This is a genomic window from Segeticoccus rhizosphaerae, assembly GCF_005222685.1.
Lineage (GTDB): Bacteria > Actinomycetota > Actinomycetes > Actinomycetales > Dermatophilaceae > Segeticoccus > Segeticoccus rhizosphaerae.
On sequence record NZ_SWMA01000058.1, the window covers coordinates 1 to 12,902 of the forward strand.

At 62.9% G+C, this 12,902-nt stretch carries 8 protein-coding genes and 2 pseudogenes; 9 read left to right on the forward strand and 1 reads right to left on the reverse strand.

The features are described 5' to 3' along the window. The coding region (locus tag FCN22_RS20565) for an ArdC-like ssDNA-binding domain-containing protein (RefSeq protein WP_238384881.1) at positions 1-772 on the reverse strand (772 nt) is incomplete at its 3' end. Positions 773-1,153: 381 nt separating this feature from the next. Here FCN22_RS20565 and FCN22_RS20570 point away from each other — a divergent pair. The 9 genes and pseudogenes from FCN22_RS20570 to FCN22_RS20610 all read left to right on the forward strand — a co-directional run. Then, a complete protein-coding gene (locus tag FCN22_RS20570; protein ID WP_137123435.1) occupies positions 1,154-3,067 on the forward strand; it encodes a sucrose-6-phosphate hydrolase in 1,914 nt (637 codons plus the stop codon). After that, positions 3,064-4,206 (forward strand): phosphoribosyltransferase-like protein, encoded by a 1,143-nt coding sequence (locus tag FCN22_RS20575; protein WP_137123436.1) that lies wholly within the window; start codon positions 3,064-3,066, stop codon positions 4,204-4,206. Before FCN22_RS20570 ends, FCN22_RS20575 begins: the two co-directional genes overlap by 4 nt. Before the next feature lie 7 nt (positions 4,207-4,213). Then, the gene (locus FCN22_RS20580) at positions 4,214-6,115 is read left to right on the forward strand and encodes an ORC-CDC6 family AAA ATPase (protein ID WP_137123437.1); all 1,902 of its coding nucleotides are present in this window, start codon (positions 4,214-4,216) and stop codon (positions 6,113-6,115) included. Between the two features lie 25 nt (positions 6,116-6,140). Beyond that, positions 6,141-7,223 carry a hypothetical protein gene (locus tag FCN22_RS20585; RefSeq protein WP_202911722.1) on the forward strand — a complete coding sequence of 361 codons (1,083 nt, stop codon included), beginning with the start codon at positions 6,141-6,143 and terminating at the stop codon, positions 7,221-7,223. A 167-nt stretch (positions 7,224-7,390) separates the two neighbouring features. After that, positions 7,391-8,263 (forward strand): carbohydrate kinase family protein, encoded by an 873-nt coding sequence (locus tag FCN22_RS20590; protein ID WP_338016667.1) that lies wholly within the window; start codon positions 7,391-7,393, stop codon positions 8,261-8,263. A gap of 200 nt (positions 8,264-8,463) precedes the next feature. Next, a complete protein-coding gene (locus FCN22_RS20595) occupies positions 8,464-8,727 on the forward strand; it encodes a hypothetical protein (RefSeq protein WP_137123440.1) in 264 nt (87 codons plus the stop codon). 64 nt (positions 8,728-8,791) lie between these two features. Further along, positions 8,792-9,394, forward strand: a pseudogene (locus tag FCN22_RS20600) (IS1634 family transposase); the annotation flags it as partial. A 597-nt stretch (positions 9,395-9,991) separates the two neighbouring features. Next, the gene (ltrA, locus tag FCN22_RS20605; protein WP_137123442.1) at positions 9,992-11,452 is read left to right on the forward strand and encodes a group II intron reverse transcriptase/maturase; all 1,461 of its coding nucleotides are present in this window, start codon (positions 9,992-9,994) and stop codon (positions 11,450-11,452) included. A 115-nt stretch (positions 11,453-11,567) separates the two neighbouring features. Then, a pseudogene (locus FCN22_RS20610) lies at positions 11,568-12,599 on the forward strand (IS1634 family transposase); the annotation flags it as partial. Positions 12,600-12,902: the final 303 nt, after the last annotated feature.

A 12,902-nucleotide genomic window follows, 5' to 3' on the forward strand; every position in this document is an offset into this window, starting at 1 on the left:
CCACCCGCGTGTCATCTCCGCGCTCACGGGCGAGAACCCCACGAAGCGAGCCAGTTAGTGCGGTCAACGGATCGTGCAGCAGCGACTTGCACCTGGCTGCCTCGTCCATGTCCGCGCGGACCTCGACCAGCCGCGAAGCCCACGTGACTCGACCGTTCGCACCGTCCAAGTCGCCAGCGGACGGCACCAACCGCACCGCATACCCGCGGTCACGCAACTGGGCGGTGATGGTGTCCCACAGACCGTCCGGCGCCTGACCACGCAGCAACGTGGGGGTCGGCGGCTCAGGTAACGGGTCCCCGCTGGTTTGCACCACGTCCCACGAGTGCTCGATACGCCATCCGCGGATCACCTCCCGTGTCTCGATGCGCTCACCCGACGCCACGGACTCCTCGGCGCCGACGGGTCGACTCGTGCCGTCCGCGTCGACTGCCGTGCGTTGCCGGTGCCGGTTCGGTGCCAGGATCTGGTAGCCCCGCTGACCCTTGTCGACCGACCTACCCAGCCTTCGCCAGGCCTGGAACCCCGCGACGCAGGTCGGCCACGGCGTGCTCACCAAGCCCTTCTCCCAAGCCTGGTGGTGCTGGGTCGTCAGCAGCCACACGTTGTTTGCCGAATAGCCGTGCAGGCTGGACTGGAGCCTCAGGTAGTCCCGCCACTGCTTGCCCGACTGCAACGCCGCTACCGCGCTCTCGATGCGATCCTGGGCCACCGCGATCCGCTCTGCCAACTGCTCGGCGGCCTGCTCTGCTGTGAGCTTCTTGTACGCCATGACAGGCATACCAAGCCACAGGTACGCCATACGTGCTCACGAGTCGGGTGGCCCGAAATCTCCTAGGGTGCGGAGAGTTCGCGCCATGGTCCCTACCGCTTGCCGTCAAAGGCAGCAGCAAGCAGCGACCACGCGCCCTGCGCGGCTCTTGACAGTCTTTCGCGGCGGTATGCAGTAGGTCCAGAGCGACGAAGTGCAGCGTTGGCGAGCCCCGGCCAGTCGCCTGAAGCCAGAGTGGGCGGCCGCGTCCCACGGAGGGCACCCAGCGTTCGTGGCCGGGCGCGTAGGTCCGGATCGCAGCCAGCAGCCGTCGCTGTCGGTGCTGACCAGTAGGCTCGTGCCAAGCTGAACAACTATCCGCTTCTTTGGAAAGGTCGACCCTTGGCGCGCCCGTTTAAGACCGAGATGTCGGAGCTAGGAACCACCCTTGACTGGGTCGTTGAAGCCGACATCTCTGATATCTTGCTCGGATTAGAAGAGTCGAGGGATGAATCGATCATTGCAGTCGGCTCCGGCGGCTCATTCTCGGCCGCTCACCATCTAGCTCGCTTGCAGCAGACGTTTAATGGTCGCGTCAGCGCGGCAATGACCCCATATCAATTTCGGGCTGAGCCCACCGCTGATGCGCATTGTTGGATCTTCAGCGCAGGAGGGTCCAACGTTGACGTTATCGCTGCCGTTACTGCAGCCAATCGTGCTGAAGTCGCGGGCGTGAATGCCGTCACCATGCGCCGAACAAGCGCCCTCGCTAGATTTGTCGGCGAAGACCCCACTATGCGACTGCACTACTTGGCGGTGCCGTCGAAAAGGGATGGCTTCCTTGCAACAAACTCCCTGCTGGCCTTCTGCGCGGTCATGACGCGCGCCTATATGGAGATGAATGGCAACGCGGAGGGATGGCGACAGATCGTTGCTCAAATGCGTCAACTCATCGAGGGCCAGATCAGCGACAGCTGGCGTGCTGCCGCACTACAACTCACAGGCCTGCAGCATTTGGTCGTACTCCACGGCGCCGATACGAGTTTGGGTGCCGTCGACCTTGAGTCGAAGCTCGTGGAGGCCGGGATCGTCGGTGTGCAGATGGCGGACTACCGCCAGTTCGCGCACGGCAGACACCACTGGCTGGCCAAAAATGGTCGGCTCAGCGGTGTGCTGGCCCTAACTTCGACGCGCGATCGATCTCTCGCTCGGCGAACGCTCAGATTGCTGCCAAGCGATGGGCCCTGCGCCGTGATCGACGTTCCCGGTTCGCCTGAGGAAGCGCAACTGGCCTCCCTGCTCGCAGCGTTCTACATAACCGAAGAACTGTCCTTTGCCCGTGGTATCGACCCCGGGCAACCGGGTGTACCTGAATTCGGCCGCAAGCTCTACAGCCTGACCGTCGGGAAGGCAGATCGGCGAACCCGTCATCAAGCGTCTGTCGACCGAAAGCGATGCGTGCGGCCGGCAGGTTTGAGTTCGAAACCACACTCGGGTCCGAGTGACAGCATCGAAGTCGCACACCGGCTGTTTGAAGAAGACCTAACTTCGACGCCGTTCGGCGCTGTCGTACTGGACTATGACGGGACGGTTGTTGACACCCAAGACCGATTCGAACTGCCCCGCGAGGACCTGGTGGCCGAGGTGCTGCGCATTCTCCACTGTCGACTCCAGCTTGGGATCGCGACGGGCCGAGGACGGTCCGCTGGCGCCGACTTGCGAGCTGTTATCCCCGAAGAGTTCTGGCCTTTGGTGACGATCGGCTACTATAACGGCGCCGTGATCCGCGACCTCGCGGACACCGAACCATTGGATGAGCCGAGCCAGCCGTCGGGGCAACTGGACATGGTCCACGACGTGCTCCAGCGTGATGACAGCACCTTGAGGCTCACACTGCGAGCCCACCAGCTGACGGTCGAGCCTGAGGCGGGGCTCTCAAAAGACAAGCTATGGCAACACGTGCGGATGCTCGTTGATGAGCTTGAGTTGCCGCTCGTTCGCGTCGTTCGGTCGAGCCACTCCATCGACGTCCTTGATTCGAGCACTTCAAAATTGCACGTCGTTGATGCGGTGGCAGCTAGGGTGCAAACGGCAGCGGTATTGCGTATCGGCGATCGAGGCCGTTGGCCCGGGAATGACTACGCCCTCCTTGCCTCTCCCTTGGGGCTTTCTGTCGACCAAGTCAGCCAAGACTTGACGGAATGCTGGAACATCGCCCCCGAAGGCATCCGTGGCACACGCGCAACGCTCTATTACCTAAGATCAGTGGACGTGCTTGATGGGATTGGTCGGATGAGACTGGAGAAGGACGAGTGAATCCTGACCTCGGGCTGCGAGTCCTTGGTAGTGTCATGGCCTGGGACGACGACAAAGCGCACGTCGAATTCCAGCGGCTCCGGCTCATGGCTGCGCTGAAGTACGACGGCTACCGAGACTTCGAGGCTGGCGTCCGCTTCATTGAAAGCTTGGCGTCTTGGCTGCAACAATTCGGGCTTGGCCAGCGGGAAGTCGCGTACGAGTTCGTTATGAACCGGCTCGTCTACATTGGGCCGTCTGAGATGGAGAAGCTCGTCAGCCAATTCTACTCCAATGTTGTGCACCCCGAGATCCTCTCCGCCGTTGCCGATGAAATGGGTGTGCCGCGGTACGCGCTGCTCTCCAACGAAGAGGCACGACAGCGGATCGCACGACTCCGCCGACGGACGCTGTTCTTGGGACTCAGCGATGGGGCGCGCGTGGACTACATCCGTCACCAGAATGTGGGCCTGATCAGCAATGAGCAGGTCGTTGGGTCGACCCAGCTCGACAGCGCCAAGTGGGCAGACCTGCTGGACGAACTGCAGAAGTGGCTTGACGACGGGGAGGCTACGTTTCGAGCGGTCTATTTAATCGACGACTTCGCTGCCACAGGAACATCGTTCTTCCGCCTCGACGAGACTGGGAAGGCGAAAGGGAAGCTGTACAAATTCGCCGCGTCGGTGAGGAATGCACAAACCACCCTCAGCCGACGGGTCTTCGGGGACGACTACGAGGTTTTCATCCATCACTACGTCGGCACCGCGAAAGCATGCAAGGAACTCGCGCAGCGGTTGCGGGGTGCACAGCAAGTGCTGACCGAGGCCGGGCTCCCCCCCAAGGTACGGACGACATACGGGCTGCTCCTGCCGGACTGGCTGCCCCTCAATGCCGACAACCCTGAGGATCGCGCATTCCTCGACCTCGCGGATCAGTATTACGACCACTCCATCCACACCAAGCACACCGAGGTTGGCGGTACCCAGGACATGAAGCTCGGGTACGGTGGATGCGCGTTGCCGGTGATCCTCGACCACAACACCCCAAACAACTCAATGCCATTGCTGTGGGCCGAGACTGTCGGCGCGCCAGAGGACGGCGAGAATCCCCCTGTGCCGGCAATGCGACCCCTGTTTCGCCGCCGGCAGCGGCACGAATAGGAACATCATGACCAACCCGTTCGAGAAGCGCGCCACCGAGTACCTCTCCGATAACGAGGCGTTCTTGGCGGTCGTCACTCCAGAGCCCCTCATCACCTTCTTCAAGCAGCCCGCCACGGACGGATCGCTCTATGACCGGCTCGCGATCGTCACGGGTACTCCCGGAAGTGGAAAGACCACATTGGCCAGGCTATTTGAGTACGACACCGTTCACAGCCTCTTGCGGAACCGCAACGCCAGCACCTACCGCTCCCTCGCCGACGCCCTGACACAATGTGGCGTTCTGTCCAACTTGGCCCCTCAGATCCTCGGGGCACGCGTACCACTTGAGTCGGAATACCGGGATTTCTGGGAGTTTCCCTACCCCGAAGAGACACGCATGTCGCTGACATCACGTCTGTTGGAGGCTCGCTCGGTGATCCGGTGGCTGCGCCAACTAAGTGATTCAGGCGTCGCGATGAGCGAAGTCGAGATCATTCCACGAGCTGGCGCCGAAGCGGCCTTGGAACTCATCGGCGGGAGGACCGGTACGGCGGTCCTGCAAAAGGCCCGCGAAGTCGAACTGGCGCTTTACAAGGTCGTCCGTGCTTTGGTGCCTCCAGCGTTGGCCTCCCTAGAAGCCGCAGCTAGCGATGCCTACCACCCCTTCGATGTGATTAAGGCGATCAGTTTTCCCTGGGCGAACGAAAACGCAGTTGTCACACCGCTTGCCATGTTCGACGACGCGCATTCGCTGCATCCCATCCAGTATGAACGGCTCGAACGTTGGCTCACTCAACGAGAGATGCGAATCGGACGCTGGATACTGACCCGACTGGATGCCCTCAAGCCAGCGCGCGTCCTTGGCCAGGAGGGCGACCCTGATGTCCAGAAGCTACGCGTGACGACCGAGATCCGCATGCAACCGGTCGAACGCAGGACGACTCGGCCAGCATTTCGCAAGATGGCCAAAGACATGTCTAATCGGTACCTGCGGCAGATCGAGGCCTTCAACCGCCGGAGTCTCACGAACTTCAGTGATCTGTTGGCCACCGAGCCTGCGTCCTTACCCGACAAGAAGCTGGCCGAACTCGCACAGCAGGTGGACGTAGTCCAGGGTTATGTTGGAGCCTCCGAATCCCAGCGGCACGAGCTTCAAGATCGTGTGCAGGACTACCTTGCCAGCTCGTCCACCAACAGGAGCACACCGGAGCTGGTGCTTGCCGCTACCGCGATTGCACTTCAACGTTTCGGCAAGCGGACCCCGCAACTGGCTTTAGACATGTTCGGCGAGGATCTGGAGCCGCACAAGCCGATCACCGTCGACGCGAGCTTGATGGACGGCGCACGAGTGCACCTGCTTCATCATTGGCGCGTGCCCTACTACTTTGGATTCGACGCTCTGTGCGATGCGAGCTCCGAGAACGCCGAGCAGTTCCTGCAACTCGCCGGCCGTTTGGTCACGCAATCTGAGACCCAACTGGTACGCGGCAAACGAGCTCAGCTCTCCGCCAACGAGCAACACAGACTCATCAGTGAACGCTCCTTGGAGATTGTCAATTCGTGGGACTTCCCGCAGCATATGGAGGTTCGAGCTCTGACAGATCTGATCGCCAAGCAGTGCGTGGAACGAAGTCTCGAAGGGAACGCATCGCTCGGCGGTGGCCCCAACGCCTGGGGGATACCACAAGAGCAGTTCGAGGCTCTCCCATCCTGCCAGCCACGCCTCGCTCGTGTGCTGCAATTCGCGGTCGCCTACAACGCGTTGGTGCTCAAAACCGACCACTCAACCAAGAACAGGCTGTGGTGCCTTCTTGAACTCGGAGGACCCGTAGCTGTTGCCAACGGTCTAACCCTGCGTCGCGGCGGATTTCTCGAGCGCGACGTGAAGGACCTCTTGAACGGCATCAGGGCGTCCGGAAATGCGTGAGGAGGGTCGGTACAGCGAGTGCGTCATGCACCGTTCAGACTCAGCGTCGACCTTTTTCGGCGACTACTTTGGCCATCGCAAAGTCCTCTTGCTCGGCGGCGCGGGGTTTGACCCACGAGCTTGCATCACCGCGGAGGAGCTCGAGCGCAGCGGAGCTGAACTGCAGCTGCAACTCATCCGCGAGAATCGGGCCGGCGCGACAGAGGCGCTATTGGCTGCCGCGGAGGCAAATTTCCTCCGATTCCAATCGCTAACAGCCGATCTCCACACGATCGATGTCGATATCTTCGACAAGGACGGAGCCATCGTCGGTGGACGTCGTGCGGCGGCGGCCATAAGCGAGTTGGGCGTCGATGGATACAGCGATGTCGTGGTGGACATCAGTGCACTTTCTATCGGCACCAGCTTCCCGCTGGTGCGTTTGCTTGTCGAGAAGTTTTCGCAAGGCGCACGGCCAACGAATCTTCACATCACGGTCGCACATGCCCCGGAGATTGACGCGGGAATTGGTCGCACCGCCGGTGACCGGCCCGGTTGGATACACGGCTTTAGTGGGACCCATGAAGTGGACCGTGACCAAATTCCGGCCAAACTCTGGATGCCGCAACTCAGCTTTGGCAGAAGGCAGGAAATCCGACGCATTTATGAGTTCGTAGACCCTGACGATACCTGCCCTATTCTGCCGTTCCCTGCCCGCGATCCCCTTCTCGCTGACAAAATCGCGATCGAGTACCGCGAAGAACTGCTTAGCACATGGCAGGTCGACGTCCGGAACATCGTTTACGCAGACGAGGACGATCCGCTCGACGTCTATCGAACGATCCTGCGCATCGACGACCTGCGACAACCGGTGTTCGCAGGCAGCGGCGGGTCCGCCACGATCGTGTCACCAACCGGTAGCAAACTGACGGCGCTCGGGACGCTCATGGCGTGCATCGAACGAGACCTGCCTGTCGCCTATCTGGAGGCGGAGAGCTACGAAGTGGACACCGCCGCGCCGAGTTGGTCGATGTCCGCCACGACCAACGCGAAGCCGAACCTGGTGCATCTGTGGTTGGAGGGTGACGCGTATCCTGAGGACCGTCCGACCCTTAGACGAGAGGTCTGAAGACGATGCCCCGGACTCCGAAGATTTTGGGAACCGGACTAGTAGCGCTGGACCTTGTGGTCAGTGGCCGTCCAGAGTCCCCAATCCAGTCCTGGGCTGGAGGAACCTGCGGGAACGTGCTCTCGATCCTTGCGTGGCTCGGGTGGGATGCGTATCCGATTGCGCGCATGAACGGCGACGCAGCATCCGTGAGAGTTAAAGCGGACCTCCGGCGCTGGGGAGTACATCTCGACCTCGCGGACTGCACCCCCGCGGCCAGCACACCGATTATCGTGCAAGAGATCAAAAAGTCGACGAACGGCGGGTCAACACACAGATTCACTTGGTCTTGTTTGCGCTGTGGTGGTTTCCTCCCCTCCTTCAAGCCCGTTACCCGTGCCGTTTTCGATCAGGCCGCCCCTTATCTGCCCGGCACCTCCGTATTCTTCTTTGACAGGGTTTCGAGAGGCGCCCTGGATTTAGCCGCCCAAGCTGCGGATGCAGGAGCATTGGTGATGTTTGAACCGTCGGGACGCGGTGATCGAAAGCTTTTCAGAGATGCCCTTGAAATCGCGCATATTGTGAAGTATGCAAATGAGCGCATTGCAGGTCTGGCGGAAAACGAGATTTCACCAAACCTCGTTTTGGAGATTAAGACTCTTGGCTCGTCCGGCCTTCGGTTCCGGCTGCCGCGTAACCGAAGTAATGCCGACTGGCGGGCAATGCGCGCCGCTTCGACAGAGTCCCTTGTGGATTCCTGCGGCTCCGGTGACTGGTGCAGTGCAGGTCTTTTGGCCAAACTCGGTGGGGCCGGTGTCTCGGGTCTGGAGCACGCTTCGCTCCCAGCCATTACGAGTGCCCTCAAGTATGGGCAAGAACTTGCCGCTTGGAACTGCGTGTTCGAAGGCGCTCGTGGTGGCATGTACGTCTCCCGAGACAACCGCAAGGTGGTGGGGAGGCACGACCCTCGGCTGCTTGCGACCGGGCGCGTACCTGCGAATGGCTCTGGAAGCCCGGCGGAACCGGCTCTGGTCGGCTGCCCCAAGTGTGACGCCGCGTGAAGGGAACGCCGTGTCGGAAGACATTGCCGGTTCACCTCGCATGAGACTGCAGACTGTGGAACAATCTCCGACTGCGTCTTTCTGGGCGTTCTCTAGAGCCGGCTGGGCGTGTCTACGACGTCGCCTGCCTGCGTCGTAGACCCCGTCGTGGACGCCTTCTCTAGATCTGTCTTCATCGACATCCGGAGGGTAGCAAGGGCGTGCCGCCGGGTTGGTACCGCCAAGACGAACTGCCCGGCAAGATCACCCAACTGCGCGACACCTCGACCAGTGGCACGCCCGGCCTCCCGGCCGTCGAAGGCGCCATCGTCGACTCCCTGCGTCAACAACTGCGTGCCTACCGCGGCAGGATCGCCCGACCCCGCCTTGAGAACCAGGCACTCCGCGAGCAAGTCGCCCACCACCTGGGCGCCCAACCTGACTTCGGACAGTGCCGCCAGATTGACAAGTGCGTACGCCTCTGACCTGAGGTGATGGCGTTGCGGGCGGCTGGGATGAGGCACTAATTGGTGCTCTACGCTCGGTCTGGTGGCGTGGATACGGCGGGTGCGCACGGCCTCGGGGGCCACGGCTGTGCAGATCGCGGAGTCCGTCGGGGGTCGCCGGCGGATCGTGGCTCATGTCGGGTCGGCGCATAGCGAAGCCGAGCTGGGCGTGCTGCTGGCCCAGGCCGAAGCGTTGCTGGCGGACCCTGGCCAGGGCGCGCTCGATCTGGAGGTCGAGCCCACGCCGAGGAAGGCCGGGTTGGTGCCGGCAGCCCCGGATGCGTCGTTGCTCGCGCAGATCGCCGAGCCAGGCCAGGCTCCGCGCGTTTCGGCGCCGCGAGTGGTGGCGACCTGTTCGCGGGTGTTGTTCGACGTGCTGGCCGGGCTGTATGACGATCTGGGGTTCGGGGTTCTTCAGGACGCGACGTTCCGGGATCTGGTGATCGCCAGGGTGGTCGAGCCCACCTCGATCCTGGACACCGGTCGGGTGCTGGGTGAGCTCGGCCGGACGCCGGCCAGTGAGCGCACGATGCGCCGGACCCTGGCGCGTGCCCATGGCCGTGGCTACCGCGACAAGGTCGCGACCGCTTGCTTTACCCATGCGTCAAGCAGCGGCGATGTCTCGCTGTGCTTGTACGACGTGACCGTGCGCCGTGAGGCGCTTGTTGTTCGAGTGGAGGTGAGAGACCTTTGCCTGATTCCCTGCCGTGGCAGGGAGTTTGAAGCTGGGGGCAGCCTGACCGGAGAGACGTCCGGGAGGGCGGGAGCAGCCCTGACGAAGTCGTGTCGCGTCAGAACCGTTGGATGGCGTGAGCGCGGCGAGCATGCCGAAGAGGTATACGCGAGGAACCGGTGTCATCACCTGTCTTGACGTACAACCGCCTTAAACCCAGTGGATATGGGGCGGGCGCGGTCGGTCATCTGCCGCAGTGATGGGTGGGTGGACCGTCCGGGACACGAGTTACATGTCCCGGGCGGGTCGGCGGCGAAGGACTACGGAGTAGTCGTCGACGAGAGCCGCAGGCAGATAGCCGGGTGCCTCCTTCGGTGAGCGAACAGCGAGTGAACACGGGAAGGCCCTTGGTCCTGCCATCGTGAATCGCGCCGCCAGCGCGGTCGGGGTGGCTGGGTGCGTCGTCCGCCGACCGGATCAAGGGCTGGCGGAGCCGCCGTAGTACTGCGAGGCCGGGAGAGCCGGCCACATCGGGAAGGGCGGCAGCGAGGATGGATAGGAGGTGCTGCGATGACGCAAGAGACGTTGGTGAACTCCGACGGTCCCTCGTTGATGGACATCATCACCGGGCGGGTAGCGCGGACGCAGATCAAGTATCACCGGTGGGCCAAGACCGACCGCGACACGCGGTTCGGGGACTTGTTCAACCTGGTGTCACACCCGGACTTCCTGTTGGTGGCCTGGGAGCACGTGGCACGCAACAAAGGGGCCCGCACCGCTGGGGTCGATGGCGTCACCGTGCGCCAGATCAGCCAGCGGGGCGAGGTCGGGGTGTTCCTTGCGGGGATCGCCGCGAGCCTGAGGGATGGAACGTATCGACCGGCGCCGGTGCGGCGGGTACTGATTCCCAAGCCGGGCGGCAAGTCGCGTCCGCTGGGGATCCCGACCGTGACCGACCGGGTGGTGCAGCAATCGCTCAGGATGGTGTTGGAGCCGATCTTCGAGGCCGACTTCATGCCGGTCTCGTACGGGTTCCGGCCCAAGCGGCGAGCCCACGACGCGATCGCCGAGATCCATTACTACGCCACCCGTGGGTACCGGTGGGTGTTGGACGCAGACATCGAAGGGTGTTTCGACCACATCGACCACACGGCCCTCTTGGGACTGGTGCGGGCACGGATCAAGGACAAGAAGGCCGTGGCGCTGGTCCGCGCGTTCCTCAAGGCCGGAGTTCTTGACGAACTCGGTCTTGCGGCCGCAACCGGCGAGGGCACCCCGCAGGGCGGGATCATCTCGCCGCTGCTGGCCAACATCGCCCTGTCCGTACTGGACGAGGCGATCATGGCCCCGTGGGCGCGAGGCGGTGATCAGTCGACCCAGGCTGGTCGCGCCAAACGCCGCTACCACGGGCTGGGCAACTGGCGGATCGTGCGCTACGCGGACGACTTCGTCATCATGACCAACGGCAGCCGGAATGATGTGCTTGCCCTGAAGGAACAGGCCACCGAGGTGCTGGCCGGGATCGGGCTGAGATTGTCCGAGACCAAGACCCGAGTCACGCACCTGAGCGAGGGAATCGACTTCCTCGGCTTCCACATCCAGTGGAGGAAACGTCGGGGAGGCGGCAAGTGGTACTGCATGGTCTTCATCGCCGACAAGGCGTTCGCGAGGATCAAGCAGACCATCCGCACCCTGACCCCTCGCCGGTCTCCACGGCCCTTGGCGGAGGTGATCACCGAGGTCAACGCGGCGCTGCGCGGCTGGACGTACTACTTCCGCCACGCGATCGCCGGGCGACGCTTCTCGTTCCTCAGGTACTTCACCTGGCGACGGTTCGTCGCGTGGCAGCGCGAGCAGCACCGCTGGAACTGGTCCAAGGTCAAACGATGGCTCCGTCGCCCCGAGGGCAGTTGGAGACCCATCGCAACCGAGGACGTGGCCCTGTTCGACCCCACCAAAGTGCGGATCGAGCGCTACAGGTACCGCGGGACCAAAATCCCCAGCCCCTACGACCCGGCCACAGCCGCCTGACCGGCACCACCTCGTGGAGAGCCCGTTGCGTTGAGAGGCGCACGGCGGGTTCGGCGGGCGGCCCGGGGAAACGGAGCAGCAGCAATGCCGCCACCGCGCCCCGGGCCGACCCAACACCTTGTATTTCGAGGCCGAGAAGGAAGACGAGCTGCGCAAGGTTGGCTTCTCCAAGGAGCGGCGGGTCGACCCTCAAATCGTGGTCGGGCTGCTGGTCGATCGGAAGGGCTTCCCCCTGGAGATCGGCTGTTACGAGGGCAACAAGGCCGAGACCGCCACGATCATCCCGATCGTGGCGCAGTTCCAAGAACGGCACAACCTGGCGGATATGGTCGTCGTCGCTGACGCAGGGATGCTCTCGGCGTCGAACTTGACCGCGCTCGATGAGGCGGGGCTGCGGTTCATCGTCGGCTCCAGGACGGTCAAGGCACCCGTCGACTTGGAGTCCCACTTCCGGTGGCACGGCGACGCGTTCACCAACGGGCAGGTGATCGACACGATCACCCCCAAGAGCCGCCGCAAGGTCGAGAACAACCCGAAGCTGAAGGCCGAACCGGTCTGGAACAGCGAGCAGCATCCCGGCTCGTGGCGGGCCGTGTGGGCCTACTCGACCAAGCGTGCTGTCCGAGACCGCAAGACTCTGACATTGCAGGAGAACCGCGCCAAGGCCGTCGTCGCCGGCGAACAGGCAGCCCGGACTCCGCGGTTCGTCAAGACCCGCAACGGCACCAAGACCCTGGACGAGGCCTCCTTGGCGCGAGCGCGCCGACTGGTCGGGCTGAAGGGATACGTGACCAACATCCCCACCGACCTGATGCCTGCGCGAGAAGTGATCGCCAGCTACCACGACCTGTGGCAGGTCGAGGCGTCCTTCCGCATGTCCAAGACCGATCTGCGGGCCCGGCCCATGTTCCACCACACCCGCGAGGCGATCGAGGCCCACCTGACCATCGTGTTCACCGCCTTGGCCCTGAGCCGCGAGATCCAAAACCGCACCGGACTGGCCATCCGCAACGTCCTGCGCCAGCTCAGGCCTCTGCGCTCAGCCACCGTCGCGATCAACGGTTCCCAGCAGACCTTCCCACCAGCCATTCCCCAGGAGAAGCAAGCGATTCTCGACGCGATCCAGCACGACAACGTCAGGCACTAAGCGGATTGACCGAAGTCAGGAGCAAGTCGCCCACCACCTGGGCGCCCAACGCGGCGCTGCCGCCACCAGCCCACGCTGACCCTCGTTGCGGGCATGTCCACAACGCCAGAACCCTTACCACACTGGCAAATCGGAGAGCCAGATCAAGAGAACGCCCAGTATGCAGTGCCGGGCTTCGATTTGGGACGAAGGGTCTGTACGGAAATCGGTGTAACCGGCATTTCTCTATAGGTTCTCCGCGACCGGCATGCGGTCGGCGAAGGTGACAGCGAAGGCGTTCAGTGCTGGCTTCCACCTTGTAGC